The sequence below is a fragment of the Aquirufa lenticrescens genome (genome assembly GCF_019916085.1).
Lineage (GTDB): Bacteria > Bacteroidota > Bacteroidia > Cytophagales > Spirosomataceae > Aquirufa > Aquirufa lenticrescens.
On record NZ_CP049834.1, the window covers coordinates 1855615 to 1880336 of the forward strand.

Below are 24722 nucleotides of genomic sequence, written 5' to 3' on the forward strand. Positions count from 1 at the left end.
AAGCCCTATGTCAGTTAAGAAAATTCAATCAGCCTTAATTTCGGTTTATTACAAGGACGGTTTAGCGCCTATCATTCAAGAACTTCATAAAAACGGAGTGACACTTTATTCTACGGGAGGGACGCAGTCTTTCATCGAAGAATTAGGTATTCCCGTGATTGCAGTAGAAGATTTAACGGGTTATCCGTCGATCTTTGGTGGTCGTGTGAAGACGTTGCACCCGAAGGTTTTTGGAGGAATCTTACACCGTCGTGACTTAGCGTCTGATGTGGAGGTGGCCAAACAATACGATATTCCTGCATTAGATTTAGTAATGGTGGATTTGTATCCATTCGAGGAAACTGTAGCATCTGGAGCTTCTGATGAAGATATTATTGAGAAAATTGACATTGGTGGTATTTCTTTAATCCGCGGTGGAGCGAAGAACTTTAACGATGTATTAATCGTTTCGTCTCGTGATCAATACGCGGAGGTTGCGGCAATTTTTGCAGCACATGGCTCTACTTCGACGACATTAGAAGAACGTAGACGTTTTGCTGGAAAGGCTTTCCAGGTTTCATCTCATTATGATGGAGCGATTCAACGTTATTTCGCGGGCCAATCTGCAGATTTGGCAAATTACACGACCTTGCCAGCACACGGCTTACGTTATGGAGAGAATCCACACCAACAAGGTAAATTCTACGGAGATTTAGCGGCGCTATTTGATAAATTACACGGTAAGGAATTGTCTTACAATAACTTAGTAGACGTAGATGCTTGTTTGTCTTTATTAGACGAATTTGCTGAAACGGCTTTCGTGATTATTAAGCACATGAATGCGTGCGGTGTGGCGACGGGAACAACGGTGAAAGAGGCCTACGATAAGGCACTTTCTTGCGATCCTATTTCGGCTTTTGGTGGTGTTTTAGCCACCAATAATACGGTGGACAAAGCAGCGGCTGAATCGATCAATCCTTTGTTCTGTGAGATTTTAATTGCGCCAGACTTTACGGAGGAGGCTTTGGAGATCTTAAAGACAAAGAAAAACCGTATTCTATTGAAGCGTAACCAAGTTGCTTTCCCTAAAGTAATGTTCAAGACCTTGTTAAATGGTGTTTTAGAACAAGATAAGGACTTAGTGATGGAAGGCGTAGAAGATTTCAAGACAGTGACGAAACGTGTTCCTACAGACGAGCAAAAGCGTGCTTTAGCGTTTGCGTTAAAGATCTGTAAGCACACAAAGTCGAATACGATCATTTTAGCGAATGATGGACAGCTATTGGCTTCAGGAGTGGGTCAAACTTCTCGCGTAGATGCCTTAAAGCAAGCAATCGATAAAGCAAAGGAATTTGGATTTGACTTAAACGGTGCTGTGATGGCTTCGGATGCGTTCTTCCCATTCCCTGACTGCGTAGAAATTGCTGGAAATGCGGGTATTGTGGCTGTTACGCAACCTGGTGGATCGATTAAGGATCAAGATTCAATCGATTATTGCGATGCGAACGATTTAGCCATGGTCATGACGGGAATTCGTCACTTCAAACATTAGGATTATTCAGTTAAAATTTATATTTTTAAGGTTACTAATCAACAGTATTTCCGGGCGATTAAAAAGCTCGTTTTAACACACATTAAATTACATTATGTCAGAAGCACAAGATACATCAGCTCAGGATCGGGCAAATTATGGTGCAGATAATATTCAAGTATTAGAGGGTTTAGAGGCGGTTCGTAAGCGTCCATCCATGTACATTGGTGATACCGGTTTTAAAGGTCTTCACCACTTGATTTGGGAGGTCGTTGATAACTCAATTGATGAGGCGTTAGCTGGTCATTGCGATATGATCAAAGTGACGATCAACACGGACAATTCCATTTTAGTAGAAGATAATGGTCGTGGTATTCCTACAGGAATGCACACGAAAGAAAAGCGTTCTGCCCTAGAGGTAGTAATGACGGTGCTTCACGCCGGTGGTAAATTCGATAAAGATACCTACAAGGTTTCTGGTGGTTTACACGGAGTGGGTGTTTCTTGTGTGAATGCCTTATCGACAGATTTAAAAGTAACAGTATATAGCCGTGATGGTAAAATTTACCAACAAGAATATAAAATCGGGGTTCCGCAATACCCAGTAAAAGAGGTAGGGACAACAGATCGTACAGGTACATCGGTTTTATTTAAGCCAGATGAGACGATTTTCACTGTAACCGAATACAAATACGAAACGGTGGCGGGTCGTTTACGTGAATTATCTTTCTTGAATGCGGGTATTCGTATTCAATTAACGGATATGCGTGAATTAGATGAGAATGGCGTGGCGAAAACGGAAGAATTCTTCTCTGAAGGAGGTCTTCGCGAATTCGTTATGTTTTTGGATTCTACGCGCGAGCCATTACTTTCTGAGCCTATCTATATGGAAGGCGATAAGAATGGGGTTCCAGTTCAAGTGGCGATGGTGTATAATACCTCTTACACGGAGAATGTGGTTTCGTATGTCAATAATATCAATACGATTGAAGGTGGTACGCACGTAGCGGGTTTCCGTGGTGCTTTGACTCGTACGTTGAAAAACTACGCAGATAAGTCAGGTGCCTTAGATAAATTAAAGATTGATATCGCTGGGGATGACTTCCGTGAAGGTTTGACAGCGGTAATTTCAGTGAAAGTGGCGGAACCTCAATTTGAGGGCCAAACAAAAACCAAATTAGGTAACGGTGAGGTATCTGGTGCAGTTTCTGCAGCGATGTCTGATATGTTAGAGTCTTGGTTAGAAGAGCATCCGAAAGAGGCTCGTCAAATTGTAGCTAAAGTTATCTTAGCCGCTCAAGCGCGTCACGCTGCTCGTAAGGCGCGTGAAATGGTACAACGTAAGACTGTTTTAGGTTCGAACTCGTTGCCAGGTAAATTAGCCGATTGCTCGGATTCAGATCCAGAAACATGTGAAATCTACCTTGTCGAAGGGGATTCAGCGGGTGGTACGGCGAAACAAGGCCGTAACCGTGCATTCCAAGCGATCTTGCCTTTACGTGGTAAGATTTTGAACGTAGAGAAAGCACAAGAATACCGTATCTACGAAAACGAAGAGATTAAGAATATGATTACGGCGCTAGGCGTTTCTTTTGGAAAAGATGGAGATGAGCGTGCGTTGAATATGGATAAATTGCGTTATCACAAGGTGATCATCATGACCGATGCGGACGTTGACGGTAGTCACATTCGTACCTTGATTTTAACGTTCTTCTTCCGTTATATGCGTGAACTAGTGGATCGTGGTTGTATTTACATCGCACAACCTCCGTTGTACCAAGTGAAAAAGGGACAGCAGGTGCGTTACGTTTGGACAGAAGATCAACGTGCCCAAGCGATTCAAGAATTAGCGGGTGGCGGAAAAGAAGACAATGTAGGCGTACAACGTTATAAGGGTCTAGGAGAGATGAACGCGGAGCAATTGTGGGAAACGACGATGAACCCAGAGTCTCGTACCTTGAAACAAGTGACGGTTGAATCTGCGATCGAAGCTGATTTATTGTTCTCCATGTTAATGGGAGATGAAGTGGCGCCACGCCGTGACTTTATTGAAAAGAATGCTAAATACGCTAAAGTAGACGTTTAGAATGAATTTTGATTTTAAGTCGTATCATTTGCGTGGCATTCACGCGGAGACGCTGGAGGAAAAGCAAAAGATCAATCAGGAATTGAAAGACTTTTACAATTCCTTAATAGAGGAGGACAAACGCTTGTTTAATTTAGAACTTCAGAAATTCTTGGCAACAGAAATGGGGCGTTTGGGTTCTGATTATCAAGCCATCAAAAATCAAGTTCCTACGGAATAATATGAGTGAATTAGATAAAATACTGAAACACGATGAGTCAAAAGATTCCCTTGCCGGGAATCTTTTGTCATTACTTACGCCTACGAACTGGAAGATTAATCTGATGGCTCCGCGTGAGCAAAATCGGAAGGTAGATAAGTCGACCCAAAAGTCGAACGATACCATCGCGAAATCAAAATTCATCTCGCGTGATTTGTCGTGGTTAAAGTTTGACGAGCGGGTTTTGGATCAGGCGCGTGATACGTCTAAGTCACTTTTTGATCGCTTAAAATTCTTAGCGATTACGGCCTCTAATTTGGATGAGTTCTTTACCATCCGAATGGGCTCCTTGTATAATTACATCGATTTAGGGAAAGAAAGGACGGATTATTGTGGTTTGCGTGAGGTGCCTTTTAAGCAGGCAATTATTAACGATGCACAGGAATTTACACAAGAAAAGCACCGCCTTTTCATGGAGGAAATCTTGCCCTTATTTCCGGAAAACGGGCTTTTATTAGCTTGTTTAGATGATTTAGACGAAGACGAAAAGGAAGAGGTAGCGACCTATTTCCAGCGGACCATCTATCCGATGTTAACACCGATGGTGTTCGATCATACGCACACGTTCCCTAGTTTGTTAGCTAAAACCTTGATTTTTGGAGTGGTTACGGTGGGACTTTCAGATAAGAAAAAGACGCGAAACGAGCGGGAGCAAAAGATCTCTTTTGTTCAGATTCCGTTGAATTTAAAACGTTTTTACGTGATTGAAAGAGAGGATAAAGTATTGTTTATCCCGATTGAAGAAATTATACGCCATCATTTGCAGGTCTTATACCGCAATGTGGAAATTGAATCGACGACTTTATTCCGCATCACACGTAACGGGGATTTCGATTTAGTGGAGCACGAGGATTCGGATACGGATTTCGTGGATGAGGTGAAGAAGAAGATTAAGGACCGTCGTTTGGGTCGTGTGACGCGTGTGGAGGTGGAGAAATTCCATTCGGATTTCTTGTTGACAGAGATGTTAAAGCGTTGGAATTTAGAGCGTTCAGATATCTTTGTCAAGAATTCAATTTTGGATTTTACGTGTTTTTGGCAAATCTTAAAACACACTGAATTTAAGACCCAAATGGCTGTAAATCCTGCTGTGGTTCCGGCCTTAGGTCTGAAATCAGTGGTGATTGATGACATTTTCGATACGATCAAACGTGGTGATATTTTACTGCATCATCCCTACAATAATTTTGAGCCCGTTATTCAATTATTGGAACAAGCGGCAGACGATCCGAAAGTCTTAGCGATTAAGATTACTTTATATCGTATTTCTAAAAACTCTCGTATTTCAAGTGCTTTATTGCGCGCAGCGGAGCAGGGGAAACACGTTTCGGTCTTGTTTGAGGTGAAGGCTCGCTTCGATGAGGAGAACAATATCAAGGAGGCGACGAAACTGCAGAAAGCGGGTTGCTTCGTGATCTACGGTATTCCGGGGTTGAAAACGCATACAAAATTATTGCAAGTAATTCGTAATGAAGGGAATCATGTGGTCAGTTATGCCCACCTTTCCTCTGGAAATTACAACGAGGATACGGCTAAATTATATACGGATATTGGTCTATTAACAACGGATACACGTATTACCCAAGATATATCAGAGTTCTTCAATGTAATTACAGGGCATTCCATGCCCACGCATTACGAGCATTTGATAACGGCGCCACGCGATATGCGGAACCGTTTAATCGAGATGATTGAGAATGAAGTGAAAAATCACAAAGAAGGTTTGCCAGCGGGTATTTGCTGGAAAATTAATTCCTTGCAGGATTTGAAGACTATGGAAGCACTTTATAAGGCTTCGCAAGCGGGTTTGCCCGTGCTTTTAATCGTGAGAGGTATCTGCTGTATTCGTCCTCAACGCAATGGTTTGTCTGAGAATATCTTTATTAAATCGATTGTAGGGGAGTATTTAGAGCATACGCGTTTGTATTATTTCCATAATGCCGGCGATCCTAAAATCTATGGGGGAAGCGCGGATGTGATGGTGCGCAGCTTTGACCGACGTATTGAATCCTTATTTGAATTAGTGAATACACGCGCGAAGAATCTGGCTATTACTATCTTAGACTGGAATCTTCAGGATACGAAAAATTCGTATGAGATGCAGGAGGATGGGACCTATTGGAAAATCGAAAGCGATGTACCTTTTGATATCCATACGAAATTTTACGAAATCAAAGACGAGGATTTGGTTGCCGAACTAGCTTTTGATAAATTTACAGTTAGCCTAGATACGAAACTAGAATCAAAATAGGCGAATTACACCAATAAACAACACATGGAAAGATTTACAGGATTGCTCGGTATCGTATTGATTTTGGGCGTATCATTTTTGATGTCGAATAACCGAAAAGCGATCAATTACCGGACGGTAGGCGTAGGTCTTTTAATGCAAGTGTTGTTAGCGGTGTTTATTTTAAAGACAGAGACAGGCCAAAACCTCTTCCAATGGTTAGGTGATTCCATCAATACCTTATTAGGTCAAGCGGATAAAGGAGCACAATTCGTGTTCGGTTCTTTAGTGAATCGTGACTTGATGATTAAGGCATTTGGTCCCGGAAATGATTATATCTTCTTCTTTAAAGTAGTTCCTACGATCATCTTTGTGTCTGTTTTAGTGAATATGTTCTACCATTTAGGCGTTCTTCAGCGGGTGGTTTCCTTTATCGGGAAAGGCGTTCACTGGTTAATGGGTGTGAGTGGGGCAGAGGCGCTTTCAAATGTGGCATCCACGTTTGTAGGCCAGGTAGAGGCTCAAATTATGATCAAGCCTTATTTAAAAAACATGACGAATTCGGAGCTGATGGCTTCGATGACGGGTTCATTTGCCTGCATCGCGGGTGGTGTAATGGCCGTTTATATCTCCTTGGGAGTTCCAGCAGCGTATTTATTAGCGGCAAGTTTGATGGCTGCGCCGGGTGCGCTTGTGATTTCTAAAATCATGTTCCCAGAAACGGAGAAGTCGGAGACGGAAGGGGAAGTTAAATTAGAATTGTCTAAGACTCACGCGAATTTAGTCGATGCCATCGCGGCAGGTGCGAGTGAGGGTTTGAAAGTGGGGATGAATGTGATCGCGATGTTGATCGGTTTTATTGCTTTGATCGCTTTAGTGGATTTAGGGTTAGGACATATTGGTGCTTGGATTAACTATCCAGAATTATCGATGAACACGATTTTAGGAAAAGTATTCTCTGTATTTGCTTTTGCGATGGGCGTTCCCGCGCAGGATATTGAAGTGGCAGGAGCCTTGATGGGTAAGAAAATGGTGGTGAACGAATTCGTCGCTTATTTAGATATGGTGCATTTGAAAGCAACGTTAGATCCGAAAACAATTGCGATTACGAGTTTTGCCTTGTGTGGTTTTGCGAACTTTTCATCGGTAGCTATCCAAATCGGGGGTATCGGAGAATTAGCTCCATCACGTCGTTCCGATTTAGCGAAATTAGGCTTTAAAGCCTTGATCGCAGGTACTTTGGCCTCTTATTTATCAGCAACGCTAGCCGGCTTATTATTGTAATATGCGCATTGATCCCGAAACCGTCGAGCGAATAAAGCAAACGGCTGCGGTGGCAGACGTGATCGGGGATTATGTGACAATTAAGAAGAAAGGCGCGAACTATTGGGCTTGCTGTCCTTTCCACGGAGAAAAGACGCCGTCTTTTTCTATTTCCCCAGCGAAGGGAATTTACAAATGTTTTGGTTGTGGAAAAGCCGGTGATTCTGTGCGTTTCATTATGGATATGGAAGGCCTGGGTTACGGAGAGGCCTTACGTCATTTGGCCAAAAAATACGGTATCGACATCCAAGAAGAGGAAATGACCGACGACCAGCTCGTTCGTCAAAACGAGCGCGAAAGTCTTTTAATCATCCTCGAATACGCGAAAGAATACTTCAAAAAACAATTATACGATACAGACGAAGGAAAATCGATTGCCCTGCCTTATTTCAAGGAACGCGGTTTTTCCGATGCCACGCTTCAATCATTCGATTTAGGCTACAGCCCAGAAGCCTGGGATGCTTTCTTGAAAGCGGCCCTCAAACAGGGTTTTTCTCAGGAAATCATTGAAAAAGCAGGTTTAGTCACTCAAAAGAATGACGACGGAAAGGTCTACGATCGATTCCGTAACCGTGTTATCTTCCCGATTCACAATGTGTCGGGGAAAATCATCGCTTTTGGTGCACGTATCCTACGAAACGACGCTAAGAATCAGGCAAAGTACCTGAACTCTCCGGAAACGGAAGTTTACCATAAGTCAGCCACCTTATATGGTATCTCACAAGCAAAAAATGAGATCCGAACGAAAGACGTTTGTTACTTAGTTGAGGGTTATACCGATGTTATTTCCTTGCACCAAGCGGGAATTAAAAACGTGGTAGCCTCTTCAGGTACGTCTTTGACTATCGAGCAGATTAAATTAATTGGTCGTTTTACCCAGCATGTGACGGTATTATACGATGGTGATTCAGCGGGTATAAAGGCCGCCTTGCGCGGGATGGATTTGATTTTGGAAGAAGGCTTGCAAGTAAATTTAGTGGTGTTCCCGGAAGGAAATGATCCCGATTCCTTTGTGCGCAAAATCGGTTCTGAGGCCTTTATTGACTACATTAAGAAAGAAGCGAAGGATGTGATTTCGTTCCAAGCGAATCTCTTTAAAGAAGAAGCAGGGGACGATCCTTTTAAGAAAGCCGAAATGATTAAGGAAATGGTTCAATCCATTTCAAAGATACCGGATGCCATTCAACGGAGTCTTTTCATTCAAAAGACCGCGACGATGATGCGGATGGATGAAGATGTCCTTTTAGCGGAATTGAATAAGATTCAGCTGAAAAAGATGAAAGGGGCTAGCCAAGATCCTCAGCAAATATCTGCACAGCAATATGCGGAGGTGCGTCAATTGATTGAGCCCACTTTCGCTGATGAGGACGAGCCGGCGCAAGTTCAGAATTTAGCTTATTACCAAGAATTGGAATGTGTGCGTCTATTGATTAATTATGGGCATTTGGAAATCAATCCAGAAAAGGCTCCAGGATTAACGGTAGTACATTATTTAATAGATGAGTTAGAAGGAACCATTTTCCAAACTCCATTATTTGTGCGCATTCTTGATTTATGTAAACAGGAATTTGCTGCTCAGCGTGCTCCTAAACCTGATTTCTTCTTGCACCATACGGACGAAGAGATTCAATCATTCTCGATTAATATCTCTTCTGATAAGCATTCTGTTTCTTCTGAATGGAAGGATAAACATGAGATTCGCGTGAATACAGACGAAGAAATGTTAGAGGATTTAGCCTACAAGAATGTATTGCGCCTTAGAAAGGTTTATAATGATCAGCATTTGCAGGAGATCTTGAGCAAATTAGATTCATTAAAGGCTGATGCGTCAGAAATGGATGAGGTTTTGCTTGAATTCATCCGTTTGAAGGAAATTCAAAAAAATATTTCTCAAGAATTAGGCACTGTGATCGAAAAATAGCCTATTTTTGCTCTTGAATGAAAAAAATACTTGCCATAATGCTATTCTCTGTGCTGCTTTACCAAGCAGGCGGTTTTGCGTTGCAGTATTTATCAGAAGGCAACACCGTTGCGATTGATCCGGAAACGGAAGAGACGGTAATCGTTAAAATTCCAATCAATTTACCTTATCAAACAGACTGGGTTTCTTCAGAAGAAGTAGAGGGGTCTGTTCGTCAAGGCGATGAATTCTACGAAATGAAGGAGCGCAAGGTGGAAAATGACACCTTGGTGACGGTGATGGTGAAAGACCGTAATGCCCGTGAAAACTTCTTTGATTTAGCGGAGCAGGTAAATGAACACCTGACCGATGAGCCTGGTTCTACACCTTCGAAAACGAAATTAATTAATACCCTTGTTAAAGAATATTGTGCTCAGGCTTCTGGCTGGGTTCTCTATATTATGGAATGGCCTGCTTCAATCGAAGCTCCCGTTCATCCTATTTTACCAACAAAAGACTTCTCGTCTGATTTTTTCTCGCCGCCACGGCACGCTTAGTTTTTCTTTGATTCCCTTTTTAGCCTAGGACAAATCTGTCCCAGGAAATCGTGTATTATTTTAAAAATTAAGCAAAATGAAAAAAATCTTTTTAGCACTCCTATGTGTAGGAGTATTTACGTCTAGTTCTTTAGGTCAAGGTTGTGTAGCCGTTCGTCACATGAGCTGCTCAGTGGGAACGGGTACAAACTCGAATTCGATGATGCACCCGGGCCAATGGCAAGTTTCATTAGGATTTAGAAGCCTTCATTCTTATAAACATTATGTAGGGGCTGATTACCAGCCAGCACGTGAAGCGGCAGGTACCAATGTGATTAATGATTCCCAAAGTTTTGATTTAGGGGTTACGTATTCAGTAACAGATCGTCTTTTGTTAGCGGTTAATTTACCGCTGAACTTTAATTACAGAACCTCACTTTATGAGCACTATGGTAATGCATTGAATGTAAATCCCGCTCAAAAGCGTTTTGGTACCATGGCGAACGGTATCGGAGATGCGCGTCTGACTGCTTCTTACTGGTTGTTGGATCCGTTGAAACATATGAAAGGGAACCTTTCTGTGGGTCTTGGTCTGAAGTTGCCTACAGGTGATTCGAAAGCGATGGATAAATTCCATAGAAGAGCCAGTGATGGATCGGACTATACGATTGAAAAGCCAGTGGATCAGTCGATTCAATTAGGCGATGGCGGTGTGGGAATTAACTTGGAGATTCAAGGTTACCAGCAATTGTTCAGTCGTACGTCTCTTTACTATAATGGATTCTATATGTCGAATCCTAGGAATGTGAATGATGCTGCGAATGTGGCACCAGATAAAGTGGTAACAGATGAAATGGTCCGCTATATGTCAGTGGCAGATCAATACGCAGGTCGTGTAGGTTTAAATTATGCTTTGGCCCCCAAAGCAGGTATCGGCGCTACCCTAGGTGCTCGTATCGAAGGTGTTCCAGCTTATGATTTAATCGGAGGTTCTGATGGTTTCCGCCGTCCAGGTTATATCTTCTCGATCGAACCAGGCATCAGTTATTCCACAGCGAAGAATACGTTTTTCGTATCATTGCCTATCGCCACACAGCGTAATCGAATCAAAAGTGCAAGTGATTGGGTAAATAATAAGCATGGGGATGCCGCTTTTGCAGACTATTTTATTTCAGCGACAGTGACACATCGTTTTTAATTTTTATGACATGGTAACTATTAGCAAATCACGTCTCCAAGCCCTCGTAACGGCAGCTTGGTTAAACCGCGCGATGATCGCGGTGGTGTATATTTGGTTTGGATTCTTGAAAGTTTTAGGTACGTCTCCCGCAGAAGGATTAGTGACTAAGCTTTTTAATATCACGTTAGAGCCCTTTATGGGCATACAGACGTTTCTGTTGATTTTAGGAATAGGGGAGTGTGCGATCGGAATGTTATGGTTGTCTCCTCGTTTGACTAAAATTGCGTTTTGGGTGATGCTTGGGCATTTGTTTACGACTTTTTTACCGGTATTGTTTTTGGTAGAAGATACGTGGCAATCCTTTTTCTCATTGACCCTGACAGGGCAATACATTATCAAGAATGTGGTGGTGTTATCCTCGGCATGGTTTATTTATGTCTTTCGAGAAGAAGCATAAATGGATAAAAAAAAGCCCCTGACTCGTCAGGGGCTTTTTACTTATAGACCTAAGATCTTTTTGTTGAACTCTTCATCAGCTCCGGTTCCTGCGAAATCATCGAAGACCTTTTCAGTTGCTTTGATGATGTGGCTCGCGATGAACGGCGCACCCTCCGTAGCTCCCTGAACAGGATCTTTGATACAGCATTCCCATTCTAACACTGCCCATCCGTCGTATCCGTATTGGGTTAATTTAGAGAAGATGCTTTTGAAATCTACCTGTCCGTCACCTAATGAACGGAAACGGCCTGCGCGGTTAATCCAAGATTGGTAGCCACCGTACACCCCTTGCTTGCCTGTTGGGTTGAACTCAGCGTCTTTTACGTGGAACATCTTGATGCGCTCGTGGTAGAAGTCAATGTATTGTTTGTAGTCCAAAGCCTGTAACACAAAGTGCGATGGATCATACAATAAATTTGCGCGTTTGTGACCTTTTACTTCGTCTAAGAACATTTCGAATGTCACGCCATCGTGCAAATCTTCACCTGGGTGAATCTCGTAGCATAAATCAACGCCACATTCATCGAAGGTATTCAAGATAGGTAACCACCGGCGACCTAATTCTTTGAAACCTTGCTCTACTAATCCGGCTGGACGTTGTGGCCAAGGATAAACCGTGTGCCACATCAATGCGCCAGAGAAAGTCGCGTGTGCGTTTAAACCTAAGTTTTGGGACGCTTTCGCCGCATACTTTAATTGTTGGATCGCCCATTCGGTGCGTGCTTTTGGATTTCCTTTCACGGAATCTGGAGCGAATGCATCGAAACCAAGGTCGTAGGCTGGGTTAACTGCCACTAATTGACCTTGAAGGTGGGTAGATAATTCGGTGATTTGTAAGCCTTTGGCAGCTAACATTCCTACGATTTCATCGCAATAAGTCTTCGACTCAGCTGCTTTTTGTAAATCAATGCAACGTGAATCCCAAGACGGAATCTGCACCCCTTTGTAACCTAAAGAGGCTACCCAAGTTGTGATACTATCTAAGGAATTAAATGGGGCTTCGTCGCCCATAAATTGTGCCAAAAATATCGCTGGCCCTTGAATCGTTTTCATATGTTCTAAAGGTTTAGATTTTTACCCATTTTTGAGAACGCGTCGAATCTAAGATGCGCTCGCAAATTAATAATTCGCGGTATCCGTCAGCAAAAGTAGGATATTTTGGGTTTTCTGGTTGTTTTCCAGCTTCTACAGCCGCATATACTTCTTTGAATAATTGCTTCGACGTATCAGAGAAACCTTCGTTATGTCCTCCAGGGAAGGTCATCAAGGCAGTTGCTTCTGGGTAGGCCAAAGAAGGATCACGCATCAACACCTGATTCGCTTGATCACGGTTACCAATCCACATTTCGTTAGGCGACTCTGAGTTAAACGCAAAAGTCTTGTTCGAACCAGAAATCTCTAATTTCAATTGGTTCTTACGACCCGCTGAAACTTGAGATACCGTTACACAACCACGGTTGCCATTGTCAAAACGCAATAAAACGTTCGCATGGTCTTCCGTATTAATGTGTACATCCGCATAGTCTTCTGGTTGCAACATTTTGCCTGAATAAGTCTCTACCGGCTTCAAAGGCTTCTTGCGCACTTTGTGAACCGTGTTGAAATCAGCCATTACTTCAACTGTTTTCAATCCTGTGATGTATTCAATGACGTCTAATAAGTGAGAACCGATATCTGCGATAGCGCGGGAATCACCTGATTTGTCCGGCTCTAAACGCCAGTTATAATCCGTATTGTAGAATAACCAATCTTGCAAATAGCTACCGATGATCGAATAGATTTCGCCTAAATCGCCTTTTTCTCGCATCGTCTTCATTTGACGAACTAAAGGATAGTAGCGAAGGTTAAAGTGAACCGCATTCACTAAGCCCGTTTTAGCCGCTAATTCGACTAATTCCTCTGCTTCGTGTAGGTCTTTTGCCAAAGGCTTCTCGCAAACCACGTGTTTCCCGGCTAATAAGGCCGCTTTCGACTGCGAATAGTGTAAGAAGTTAGGTGTACAAATGTGCACACATTGAATATCCTCTTGCTTCAATAAATCTTCAAACGTATACCAACGGCCAATGCCTAATTGCTTTGCTTTCGCTTCTGCTAATTCGATGGTCACTTCGCAAAGCGCAGCTACATCAATGTTAGGTAAACGGCGTAATGCTTCGATATGTGCGGGTCCGATAAAACCGGTTCCTACGATTCCAACTTTGATTTTCGTCATGGTTATATTATAGTTCAAATTTTGTCCACTTGTTTGTATTGTCTTGGGATGATCTCACCACATTTTCGATGAAAGCCATTCCCATGATTCCCTCGTCGATTCCTGGGAAATCGTACAAAGGATCCTGCGCTTTTCCTTCCCATCTCGCTCTTAGTGCAAAAGCAAAATTACGGTAGATGTTCGCAAAAGTCTCCACATAGCCTTCTGGGTGACCCGCTGGCTGACGTGTATGCGCATTCGCGGCAGGAGATAGCTGGCCTACGGCCGTACGAATAATCCGCGCTCCTTCGTCGCGCGTCCTAAATACCATCGTATTCGGCTCCATTTGGTGCCAAGTAATGCCCGCCTTGCTTCCATAGATACGGAAGTTGAAGTCGTTTTCTTCGCCGTTGCAGATTTGTGAGCAATGTAAAATACCTTTGGCCCCATTATCATAATGGATTAAGATATTGCCATCGTCATCCAGCATTCTGCCCTCCACGAAGATCGTCAGATCCGCGCAAAGCTCTTTAATATGTAATCCAGTGATGTATTCTATCAAATTCTCGCAGTGCGTTCCAATGTCACCAATGGCACCTGCGGCACCGCAACGCGCTGGATCTGTTCTCCACGCCGCTTGCTTTTGGCCTGTCGCCTCTACTAGGTCGATTAACCAACCCTGTGGATATTCTACGATGATCTTACGAATTTCGCCTAGCTGACCTGAGTCCACTAAGTGTTTCGCCTCCTTCACCATCGGATAAGCCGTATAGTTGTGAGTCAAAGCAAAAATCAAGCCTGATTTTTCAATGATTTTCTTCAATTCTTTCGCTTCTGCTAGATTCAAAGTCGCTGGCTTATCGCAAACGACATGGAATCCATTCTCCAACGCCATTTTAGCGGCAGGGAAGTGCACGTGATTAGGCGTTACGATGGAAACGAAGTCCATTCGCTCGCCTTCAGGTAATTCCTTTTCTTTCAAAATCATCTCCTCATACGAACCGTAAACGCGGTTTTCTGGAAGATAAAGGGCTTCGCCAGTGGCTTTTGATTTTTCTGCGCTGGAACTAAATGCGCCGCAAACTAATTCGATTTCTCCGTCTAATTGGGAACCGCGACGGTGAACTGCACCGATGAAAGCCTCTTGACTTCCACCAATCATTCCCATTCTGATTTTCCTACTTTGGCGTGATTTTGCCTGTGTAGCAGAACCTCCTTGAATCATAATTTTTATAGATTTAGATATGTTACAAAAATAGAGCAAAATTTGGTTTTCTAGCCTCTAAATCCCTCTTTTTTTAGAATAATTCTAAAAATATTTGCCTTTAGATGCCATTATCCGAAAAACTTTTTGTTTTTTTGTTACGATTTTTCCAATGAAGAATTTAATTTTTTTAAGAATTACCAATCTAAACTATTTATCTAAACTCAAACAATTATGAATCAAACGGTTAATGCCAATCGATTATTTTTGGCGTCTTGTTTTGCACTCATCACCACTTCTATGGCCTTCGGGATCCGTGCAGGTGTTTTAACTCAGCTTGGTGTTAGTTTCCAATTGGATAACGAACAATTAGGTTATGTAAACCAAATGGCTTTCCTAGGTTTTCCTATCGCGATGATCATCGGTGGCCCTTTGTACAATGTGTTAGGACCTAAAAAAATCATTTGGGTGGCGTTCTTTACGCACGTGATTGGTCTTATTATGACGATTTTCTCAGGTGGTTTTTGGACTCTATTATTATCAACTTTCTTTGTAGGATTCGGTAATGGTACAGTAGAAGCTGCTTGTAACCCGATGATTTCGGATATGTTCGAAGGAAAGGACAAGACTAAAATGTTAAACCGTTTCCACATGTGGTTCCCAGGCGGTATCGTTATTGCGACTTTATTGTCTCAATTTATGACGGACAACAACATGGGCTGGCAATTGCAAATCGCAGCTATCTTAGTTCCAGCGGTTATTTATGCGTATTTATTCTACGGTCAAGCATTCCCAGTAGCGAAAGTAGAAGGTGGAGCTTCGACAGGTGAAAACTTCAAAGCGATGTTATCTCCTATTTACTTGTTTATGTTAGCTTGTATGGCTTTAACAGCGATCTCGGAATTCGGTCCGGAACAATGGATTGGGCCAATTATGGGTCAAGCGGGAGCAAGTCCAATGATCATTTTGGCTATCGTAACAGGTTTAATGGCCGTAGGTCGTTACTTCGCAGGTCCTATTGTTCACAAATTAGATGCTGGCGGCGTGTTATTAGTTTCAGCTATTTTAACCGCAGTAGGCGTTTACTTAATGAGTGGAGCTACAGGTAATATGGTCTACGTTTCAGCGATTATCTTCGCCTTAGGTGTATGCTATTTCTGGCCAACTATGATCGGTTATGTAGCAGAAAACATTCCATTAACAGGTGCTTTTGGCCTTTCGATTATGGGTGGTATGGGTATGTTTGCTACATCAATCTTCCAACCTATCATCGGTTCTTGGTTAGATGCAAATACAGCTGAGGCTGCTAAGACAATGACGGGTGATGCAGTCGCATTAGCTGCAGGTCAAGCAACAATGGCTCAAATGGTATTATTCCCTTCGATCTTAATCGTGGCATTTGCAGGTCTTTATTTCTTCGGAAAGAAAGCATCTCACGCTTAGTCTAGAATTTTAGTTAATTTAGGGGGCTCGAAAGGCCCCCTTTTTTTATGCGTTACCTGATCTTATTCGCTTTCTTGATTTTTGCGTGCAAGCCTAATTGGCGGATTGATCCTGCCAAAGTCAAGGAGGAATTGCAGGCCCAGGCAGCACAAAACACAGAGCGCAAGATAAAGATAGAAACCCGTTTAGGGGACTTTGAACTTGAGTTAGATGACCGAACACCCTTGCATTCTGTGAACTTTATACGCCTCGTCAAAATGGGCTATTTCAGCGATCGCTATTTCTACCGTAATGTGTATGAAATCGGAATTCAGGGTGGAGGAGAGTATTTTGATCGCTTGAACTACCTGGTTCCGGCGGAGTATCTGGACGAGCTGCGACCTGTGCGTGGAACCATTGCGATGGCCCGATATGATGAGGGGAATCCACTTCAATCCTCGTCACCCACCGAGTTTTTCATTGTGACAGATTCAGAACAAGCCCGTCGTTTTTATCGGAAATACGTGGTTTTTGGCAAAGTCACCAAAGGTATGGCCGTGGTTGATTCCATCAAAAAGGAGCGTTCTTATGATGAAAAGCCGGTTATTCCGGTGAGGTTTTCGATGTCTGTTTTGGACCCCAAATAAGACTTAACAGAAGGGCGATTGCCATTACCATTAAGCAGCCTAATACGTTTAGCCAAAGAAAGGCCATCCATTCTACTTTCCAAGCATAAATTACAAAAGCCTCAGCAATCAATGCGGCGATGAAAACCTGCGTCCCCGTCGTTCTTGGAAGGTAAAAGGCACACAAGAAAATGCCTAAAATGGTACCATAAAACCAAGATCCTAGAATATTAACCACTTCTATCAGGCTTCCCATATTTACCGCAAAAGTCGCGACGACTAAACAAAGTGCCCCCCAGCCTAAGGTGATGAGTTTCGATATCCACCAATAATGTTGGTTTCCACGATCAGGCGCGATAAATCGTTCATAAATATCGACCATCGAAGTAGAAGTCAAGGACCCAAAAGCAGAGGCCATCGATCCCATCGATGAGAGTAAAATCATCGCAATGAGGAAACCTACAATCCCGATAGGTAATTGATTGATAATATAATGTAAGAAGATGTAGTTCGTGTCTTGGGTTTCCGTCTCTGGTTTTGCTGTTTTTAAAAGGGCTACCGCTTTTTCTTGAGTGGCCGCGGCTTGCTTGTTTAAGTCATTTAGGCGAGAATAATCTTTCTGTAAAATGGCGGATTTTTTTGCTTCGAAAATTGCCCCTTTCTCCTGATCAATGACCTGATGCCCCGGTACTGATGCCCAAACGGCCTCCGTATTCTTATTAAAGAACGTAGGCGGGGCATTAAATTGGTAATAGGTGAATACTAAAATACCCACTAACAAGATGAAGAACTGCATCGGAATCTTGAGGAAACCGTTCATTAATAAACCTTTTTTGATCTCGCCAGCAGAAACGCCGGATAAGTAGCGGCCTACTTGGCTTTGGTCCGTACCGAAATACGACAACTGTAAAAAGAAGCCACCAATGATCCCAGACCAAATGTTATAGCGGTTATTCAAATCGAATTTCCAATCGATCAAATTCACTTTACCCATCTTGCCCGCAATCTGTAGGGATTCTTTGACGCCGATTTCGTCTGGAAGCTGAGCAATGATATAGACGCCGACGAAAACCATCCCGACGAGAACAACGGCCATTTGCAACATTTGAGTGTAGGAAATGGCTTTAGATCCACCCAGCATACAATAGGTAGTGACGATGGCGGCGGTTACGGCATTTGTCCAAGTTAAATCCCAACCTAATAGGGTAGAAAGAATAATGGATGGAGCAGCGATGGTCACACCAGTGGATAAGGCACGCGGGATTAGGAAGAGGAGGGAAGTCAGCACCCGGGTTTTGGCATCAAATCGATTCTCTAAAAATTCGTAAGCCGTATATACTTTTAAGGAAAAATAATGTGGGATGAAGGTCACCGAAAGGATAATCATCGCAATAGGTAGACCTAAGTAGAACTGCACAAAACGCATTCCATCGTGGTAAGCTTGGCCTGGAACGGATAAGAAGGTAATCGCTGAAGCCTGCGTGGCCATCACGGAAAGTAAAATATGGTACCAGGGAAGTTCTCGATCTGCTAACAGAAAACCCTGTAAGGAATGCTTTGTTTGCTTTCCTTTCCAGCTGCCATACGCCACAATTCCACCAATTGTAGCTAACAAAACGATCCAATCGAGTGCTTGCATAGCTACTTAAAGGTTTCAGTTAAATAAATGAATGTCGCAATAACTCCGATGAGGAAAGCCATTAAAGCGACATACCAGCGACTGAATTTCATAGGAGGTTTATTTTAGCCCAAAGTTAATCCAATATTTATATTTAAAAGCTTTTGAATTTTTAAAATTGCTGACTACCTTTGCACTCCAAATTCGCGGGTGTGGTGGAATTGGTAGACATACCAGACTTAGGATCTGGCGCCGCGAGGCATGGGGGTTCGAGTCCCTTCACCCGTACCAATGGCAAGCCCTCAACACCAAAAAGGTTTTGAGGGTTTTATTTTAAAGGCTAATTATAAATAAAAACAAATGAACATTTCACTTAACAAGGCAGGAGATTTAGAAGGTCGTTTGACCGTGGCAGTTTCACCAGCAGACTATGCGGAAAAAGTAGAGGCTAAATTGAAGGATTATCGCAAAAAAGCATCTATCAAAGGATTCCGTCCGGGGATGGTTCCTGCGGCGCTTGTGAAGAAATTATATGGTCAATCTGCGCTAGTAGATGAAATCAATCATTTGTTAGGTCACGCAGTTTCTGATTATATCAAAGAAAATAAATTGAACCTAGTAGGTGAGCCTTTGCCAGCTGTAGAAGAGGCAGATGCAATCGACTGGGAAAAAGATACGGAATTTACGTTCCACTATGATTTAGGTTTCCACGGAGATTTTACGGTGGATTTGGCCAAAATCAAAGCTATCAACTCGTACGAAATCAAAGCAGACAAGAAAGAAATCGAAGAAACGATTGAAAACTTGAAGAAGCAATTTGGCGATCAAACACATCCAGATGCTGTTGAAGACCGTGATTTAGTTTTCGGAACCTTCACTCAAGGTGACTGGGTAGAGAAATCTGCGATCCCAATGCACGCCATCAACGATAAGTCGAAGAAAGTGTTCATCGGTGCGAAAAAAGACGATACCTTGAAATTTGCGATAGATAAAGTATTCGTAGATGCGAAAGCTTTAGCTTTAGCGACAGGAAAGAAAGAAGACGAAGTAGCTGACTTAACAGGTGAAGTTTCATTCGTAGTGGAAGATATCACACGTCAAGTTCCTTCGGAATTAAACGTATCGTTTTTTGACAAAGTTTTAGGGGCTGGAAAAGCGACAGATGAGAAATCATTCCGCGAGCAAGTAGAAACAATCGTTACAGAGAACTACAAGCGTGAGGCTGAATACTTATTGCGTATTGACGCCGAGAAAGCTATTTTAGACGCGGTTAAGATTGACTTACCAGAGAAATTCTTACGCACTTGGTTAATCCGTATTAACGAAGGAAAATTCACAGCAGAGCAAATCGATCAAGATTTTGATAATGTGAAGAAAGATATGCGTTGGAACTTAATCAAGAACGAAATCGCTGAGAAATTCGACGTAAAAGTGGAATATCCAGAGGTAGTAGAGAAAGCAAAAGATATGGTACGTGCGCAGTTTGGCGGTTATTTATCGTCTAACGAGCCAGGTATCGAAGAAATGATTGAGAAAATCGCGATGGGTTACTTGAGCGATAAGTCGAAGTCAGACAACTTCATGAACTTATACAACCAAGCTTTCGCAGACAAAGTATCTGCTGCAATCGTAGCGAATGTTCCTCACAAAGTGACGAAAATCGACGTAGACAAGTTTAAAGAAATCGCAGCAGCGCTTTAATTTTAAAATTGTCCTGCTATTTTTTGGAAGCCCCGCACATTGCGGGGTTTTCTGTGAACAAAGGTTCTTATATTTGTGTTCTAGGTAGTATAAATTCTAAAAAAGTCTAAATTTGATTTTTAAACATTGAAATCTATGTATCCAAAGGAGTTATCATCAGAAGAGTTTCGTAAGTACGCGGTTCACCACAGAGGTTTGAACGGTCTTGCGGTTGATCAATATATGAATAACATCGGCAGTCGCCCGATGCACCAAATCGAAGATATGACACAATACATCATTGAGGAACGCCCGATGCGTTTTGCTCAAATCGATGTATTCTCTCGTCTAATCATGGATCGTATCATCTTTATGGGTGTTCCGGTAGATGATTATATGGCCAATATCATTGTGGCACAATTGTTGTTTATGGAATCTACGGATGCCAAAAAAGACATTGTGATGTATATCAATAGCCCAGGCGGATCTGTTTACGCTGGTTTAGGTATCTACGATACGATGAATTACATCCGTCCAGAAGTTGCGACAGTTTGTACTTCTTTAGCAGCTTCGATGGGTGCCGTTTTATTAGCGGGTGGTGCAGCCGGAAAGCGTTCTGCTTTAGAGCATGCACGTGTGATGATTCACCAACCATCCGGTGGTGCGCAAGGTCAATCACGTGATATCGAAATTACAGCGCGTGAAATCGTGAAAATTCGCCAAGAATTATACGAAATCTTAGCAAAACACTCAGGTAAATCTTTCGAAGATATCGAACGTGATTCAGATCGCGATTATTGGATGAAGGCAGCAGAGGCGAAAGAATATGGTTTAATTGATGAGATTTTAACGAGAACTGTCTAGTGGCTAGTAAAAAAACGAGTTGTTCTTTCTGCGGTCGTCCTAAAAACGAGGTGGGTTTATTGCTTTCTGGTATCGATGGCCACATTTGTAATAATTGCTTAACGCAAGGTTATGAGGTGGTGAAAGAGGAGATGGGTGTGGCTGCTGCAGCGAAAGCGGGTACAAAACATTCCTTCGAATTAGTGAAACCGAAGGATTTAAAAGAATACCTTGATGGCTACATCATTGGTCAAGAGGAAGCAAAAAAGCATTTGTCTGTAGCGGTTTATAATCACTACAAGCGTTTGATGCAAGTTCCATCTACTGATGACGTGAAGATCGAAAAGTCCAATATTTTGATGGTAGGGGAGACCGGAACGGGAAAAACGTATTTGGCTCGGACGCTAGCCCAAAAATTACAAGTTCCTTTCTGTATCGCCGATGCGACCGTTATTACGGAAGCAGGTTATGTAGGAGAGGATGTAGAGACGATTTTAACCCGTCTATTGCAAGCTGCAAACTATGACGTGGAGAAGGCGGAGTGTGGCATCGTTTTCATCGATGAAATTGATAAAATTGCACGTAAATCAGATAATCCGTCCATCACACGTGATGTTTCAGGTGAAGGGGTTCAGCAAGCGCTTTTAAAATTATTAGAAGGATCCATTGTGAATGTACCGCCGCAAGGGGGACGTAAGCATCCGGACCAAAAAATGATTGCCGTCAACACCGAGAACATCTTGTTCATTTGCGGTGGTGCTTTTGATGGCATTGATCGCCACATTGCGAAGCGTTTGAACTCTCGTCCAATCGGTTTCTCTGGCGATGACACCTTCCACGAATCGTTCGAGAAGGACCAAATCATGAAGTATGTGACGGCCCAAGATTTGAAATCGTTTGGCTTAATCCCTGAATTATTAGGTCGTCTTCCAGTGGTGACGTATTTGAATCCGTTAGATACAACAGCTTTGCTATCAATTTTAACAGAGCCTAAAAATGCGTTAGTGAAGCAATACGAGAAGCTTTTCGAGATGGAAGGGGTTAAATTATCCTTCCAGCCTGATGCCCTGGTATACATGGTCGAGCAGGCCATGCAGTACAAATTAGGGGCTCGTGGTTTGCGTTCCATCATGGAAGCAGTCATGACGGATGCGATGTACGAGATTCCTTCTCAGACAGAAATGAAGACCTTTGAGGTGGATTTAGCTTACGCGAAATCCAAGTTCGAAAGAACAGTATTCCATCAAATGAAAGTGGTCGCTTAATATGCCAGCTACTCAGCTTGTATTTTTGCACGGTTTTGGAGAAGATGAAAGAGTATGGGAAGACTTTTTGCCTTTTCATACTTTTTCATTTCCTGTTATTTGTCCCGATTATGCGGAATGGACGGATTGTGCCACGTTAGCAGATTACGCCCGTAAAATACTTTCTTCTCTGCCCTCTGATAGTCATTTTATACTAGTAGGCCATTCGATGGGCGGTTATATCGCCTTAGAAATGGCGTCTCAATTTCCAGAGCGAATCCAGAAAGTGGTGATGTTACATTCCACTTTTGTGGCAGATACGGAAGAAAAGAAAATCAACCGAGATCGAACAGCAGATTTGCTGGAAAAAAAGGGGACGGGGTTCTTTATAGGTCCATTTTTGCCTAATTTATTTGCTTCGGCATCCCCAGATCTCCTAGCAACTTTAGCAGAACGATACCGAAATTTGCCCGCAGCCGGCTTAATTGCAGCTACTAAAGCGATGAGGGATCGTAGCGATTTTACGATTTTTGTTCAAACAACAGGTATCCCATTCCTTTTTATCTTGGGAGAAAAAGACGCCTTGATCTCTCCAGAGTCAATTACTCGTTTTGTAACGAAATCGGTTGTAATTTTGCCAAACGTAGGTCACCAAGGAACTTACGAAGCGCCAAAAGCGGTTGCCGAGGCCATTAATCAATTTGTGAATGTCTGATATTATCATTGCCTTAGATGGCTTCTCTTCTTGTGGAAAAAGTACGACAGCACGCCACGTCGCTGCTTCATTGCATTACGCTTTCTTAGATACAGGAGCGATGTACCGCGCAGTGGCCCTATATTTCCATCGCCAGCAAGTAGATTTAGCTAATTTACAAGCCGTAAAAGAAGCGTTGAAACACGTTGAGATCACCTTTCAATTCAATCCTTCGAAACAAGCTTCAGATACGATTTTGAATGGAGAGAATGTAGAAGCGGAGATTCGCAAAATGTACATTTCAGATTTAGTGAGCCAAGTGGCCGCTATCCCAGATGTGAGACACGCAATGGTTGCTCAACAACAGCGAATGGGAGAGAAGAAAGGCATTGTGATGGATGGTCGTGACATAGGAACGGTTGTTTTTCCGCAAGCTGAATTGAAGATATTTATGACGGCTGAGCCGCATATTCGTGCTCAACGCCGCAAATTAGAGCTTTTACAAAAAGGCGAAGATCTTCCTTTAGAAGAGATTATAGAAAACTTGCGCAAACGGGATGAAATTGATTCAAATCGCAGCGAAGGCCCATTGAAGCGTGCGGCTGATGCTATCGATTTAGATACTTCATATCGTACGATGGATGAGCAAGTAGAATTCGTATTAGATCACGTTCGTCGCGTGCAAGGTGAAAAACGATAAACCCCTCATCATTGTAGGTCAGGGTTTAGCTGGCACCATTTTAGCACACCATTTTCTGGAGGCTGGAATTTCCTTTGAGATTTGGGATTCCCCTGCCACTCATTTTAATTCCTCTCTAGCAGCCGGTGGAATTTTCAATCCAGTAACGGGTCGGAAATTAGAACAGACGTGGCTTGCGGATGAATTATTCCCTTATCTATTTGATTTTTATCCACGATTAGAGGCTACGCTAGGAGCGCGGTTTTTCTTTCCGATGCCCCTTTTTCGTCCTTTTGCCAATGAGGAAATGAAGAGCTGGTTGGTTGAGAGAAAAGACCAAATACATCATGATTTTTTACGTTGGGAGTCGGAGGGTGTTTGGGTGGAACAAGCAGGTTGGGTGGATGTTGCTACATTATTACGCATTTCTCGCGACTATTTTGCTTCGAAGGGTTTGCTTAAGGAGGCGCAATACATGGGTAGTCAGGCGATCTTTTGTGAGGGATTTCATGGGCAGAAAAATCCGCTCTGGTCATGTTTGCCTTTTTTACCAGCGAAGGGGGAGTTGATGGAAATTGCTTCGAATGAGCCATCGGAGGAGTATATTTTGAACAAAAATGGATTTGTGGTACCCTTGGGTTCTCGGTATTTCAAGGTGGGGGCCACCTATGGTTGGAAGGAGTTTACGAACGAGACGACTCCGGAGGCATTGGAGGAATTGACAAAGAAGTTAGCCTTAATGGGGGTGGAGAATTTTGAATTGGTTCAGCAAAAAACGGGTATTAGGCCTGCCACTCAGGATCGAAGACCTTTTGTGGGATTTCATTCGCAGGAGGAAGCAGGTATTTTCAATGGATTTGGTTCTAAAGGAGTTTCTTTGAGCCCTTATTTTGCCAAACAGTGGACCGACGAAATCCTCGGAAAATCCGCTGTACATCCGGAAGCATCAATTCGTCGATTTTATCATTTATTTTCCGTTTAAATCTGTAAATTTGGTTT

21 protein-coding genes and 1 tRNA gene are annotated in these 24722 nt (G+C 42.7%); 18 read left to right on the top strand and 4 right to left on the bottom strand.

Features of this window, described 5'->3' with window-relative positions; translation table 11 throughout:
* Positions 1-7 precede the first annotated feature (7 nt).
* From purH to G9X62_RS08315, 9 genes are all read left to right on the top strand, one after another.
* On the top strand, positions 8-1531 hold the full coding sequence (gene purH, locus G9X62_RS08275) for a bifunctional phosphoribosylaminoimidazolecarboxamide formyltransferase/IMP cyclohydrolase (RefSeq protein ID WP_223130258.1): 1524 nt from the start codon (positions 8-10) through the stop codon (positions 1529-1531).
* Positions 1532-1625: 94 nt separating this feature from the next.
* Positions 1626-3596 (top strand): DNA topoisomerase (ATP-hydrolyzing) subunit B, encoded by a 1971-nt coding sequence (gene gyrB / locus G9X62_RS08280; RefSeq protein ID WP_223130259.1) that lies wholly within the window; start codon positions 1626-1628, stop codon positions 3594-3596.
* A gap of 1 nt (position 3597) precedes the next feature.
* Positions 3598-3816: a hypothetical protein gene (locus G9X62_RS08285; RefSeq protein WP_223130260.1), complete on the top strand. Its 219-nt coding sequence runs from the start codon at positions 3598-3600 to the stop codon at positions 3814-3816.
* Between the two features lies 1 nt (position 3817).
* A complete protein-coding gene (gene ppk1, locus G9X62_RS08290; protein WP_315857608.1) occupies positions 3818-6106 on the top strand; it encodes a polyphosphate kinase 1 in 2289 nt (762 codons plus the stop codon).
* Positions 6107-6130: 24 nt separating this feature from the next.
* Positions 6131-7369 (top strand): NupC/NupG family nucleoside CNT transporter, encoded by a 1239-nt coding sequence (locus G9X62_RS08295; protein WP_223130261.1) that lies wholly within the window; start codon positions 6131-6133, stop codon positions 7367-7369.
* 1 nt (position 7370) lies between these two features.
* A complete protein-coding gene (gene dnaG, locus G9X62_RS08300) occupies positions 7371-9329 on the top strand; it encodes a DNA primase (protein WP_223130262.1) in 1959 nt (652 codons plus the stop codon).
* Positions 9330-9346: 17 nt separating this feature from the next.
* Positions 9347-9865, top strand: a complete 519-nt coding sequence (locus G9X62_RS08305; protein ID WP_223130263.1) for a hypothetical protein — start codon at positions 9347-9349, stop codon at positions 9863-9865.
* Positions 9866-9941: 76 nt separating this feature from the next.
* Positions 9942-11042 (top strand): hypothetical protein, encoded by a 1101-nt coding sequence (locus tag G9X62_RS08310; RefSeq protein WP_223130264.1) that lies wholly within the window; start codon positions 9942-9944, stop codon positions 11040-11042.
* A gap of 10 nt (positions 11043-11052) precedes the next feature.
* The gene (locus tag G9X62_RS08315; protein WP_223130265.1) at positions 11053-11481 is read left to right on the top strand and encodes a hypothetical protein; all 429 of its coding nucleotides are present in this window, start codon (positions 11053-11055) and stop codon (positions 11479-11481) included.
* 41 nt (positions 11482-11522) lie between these two features.
* Here the strand turns inward: G9X62_RS08315 and G9X62_RS08320 are convergent, their stop codons facing one another.
* The 3 genes from G9X62_RS08320 to G9X62_RS08330 are packed head-to-tail and all read right to left on the bottom strand — an operon-like array spanning position 11523 to position 14881.
* On the bottom strand, positions 11523-12575 hold the full coding sequence (locus G9X62_RS08320) for a sugar phosphate isomerase/epimerase family protein (protein ID WP_223130266.1): 1053 nt from the start codon (positions 12573-12575) through the stop codon (positions 11523-11525).
* Between the two features lie 13 nt (positions 12576-12588).
* A complete protein-coding gene (locus G9X62_RS08325) occupies positions 12589-13734 on the bottom strand; it encodes a Gfo/Idh/MocA family protein (protein WP_223130267.1) in 1146 nt (381 codons plus the stop codon).
* 7 nt (positions 13735-13741) lie between these two features.
* Positions 13742-14881, bottom strand: coding sequence for a Gfo/Idh/MocA family protein (locus tag G9X62_RS08330; RefSeq protein ID WP_223131839.1), 1140 nt, complete (start codon positions 14879-14881; stop codon positions 13742-13744).
* A gap of 270 nt (positions 14882-15151) precedes the next feature.
* Here G9X62_RS08330 and G9X62_RS08335 point away from each other — a divergent pair, with 270 nt between their 5' ends.
* Entirely contained in the window at positions 15152-16360 is a 1209-nt protein-coding gene (locus tag G9X62_RS08335; protein WP_130896140.1) for an MFS transporter, read from the top strand.
* 47 nt (positions 16361-16407) lie between these two features.
* Entirely contained in the window at positions 16408-16986 is a 579-nt protein-coding gene (locus tag G9X62_RS08340) for a peptidylprolyl isomerase (RefSeq protein WP_223130268.1), read from the top strand.
* Here G9X62_RS08340 and G9X62_RS08345 read toward each other — a convergent pair.
* Positions 16943-18604: a sodium:solute symporter gene (locus G9X62_RS08345; RefSeq protein WP_223130269.1), complete on the bottom strand. Its 1662-nt coding sequence runs from the start codon at positions 18602-18604 to the stop codon at positions 16943-16945. The two genes, G9X62_RS08340 and G9X62_RS08345, sit on opposite strands and share 44 nt — an antisense overlap.
* A 185-nt stretch (positions 18605-18789) precedes the next feature.
* Between G9X62_RS08345 and G9X62_RS08350 the strand changes: the two genes are divergently transcribed.
* The 7 genes from G9X62_RS08350 (at position 18790) to G9X62_RS08380 (ending at position 24705) form a co-directional block, all read left to right on the top strand.
* A tRNA-Leu gene (locus G9X62_RS08350) sits at positions 18790-18874 on the top strand.
* A 69-nt stretch (positions 18875-18943) separates the two neighbouring features.
* Positions 18944-20284 (top strand): trigger factor, encoded by a 1341-nt coding sequence (locus tag G9X62_RS08355; protein WP_223130270.1) that lies wholly within the window; start codon positions 18944-18946, stop codon positions 20282-20284.
* Positions 20285-20419: 135 nt separating this feature from the next.
* Positions 20420-21127, top strand: coding sequence for a ClpP family protease (locus G9X62_RS08360; RefSeq protein WP_130896144.1), 708 nt, complete (start codon positions 20420-20422; stop codon positions 21125-21127).
* Positions 21127-22371: an ATP-dependent Clp protease ATP-binding subunit ClpX gene (gene clpX, locus G9X62_RS08365; RefSeq protein ID WP_223130271.1), complete on the top strand. Its 1245-nt coding sequence runs from the start codon at positions 21127-21129 to the stop codon at positions 22369-22371. The genes G9X62_RS08360 and clpX overlap by 1 nt, the downstream gene beginning before the upstream one ends.
* Before the next feature lies 1 nt (position 22372).
* Positions 22373-23065 carry an alpha/beta fold hydrolase gene (locus G9X62_RS08370; protein ID WP_223130272.1) on the top strand — a complete coding sequence of 231 codons (693 nt, stop codon included), beginning with the start codon at positions 22373-22375 and terminating at the stop codon, positions 23063-23065.
* A complete protein-coding gene (cmk, locus tag G9X62_RS08375; RefSeq protein WP_223130273.1) occupies positions 23058-23744 on the top strand; it encodes a (d)CMP kinase in 687 nt (228 codons plus the stop codon). Before G9X62_RS08370 ends, cmk begins: the two co-directional genes overlap by 8 nt.
* Positions 23731-24705 (top strand): NAD(P)/FAD-dependent oxidoreductase, encoded by a 975-nt coding sequence (locus tag G9X62_RS08380; protein ID WP_223130274.1) that lies wholly within the window; start codon positions 23731-23733, stop codon positions 24703-24705. Before cmk ends, G9X62_RS08380 begins: the two co-directional genes overlap by 14 nt.
* Positions 24706-24722: the final 17 nt, after the last annotated feature.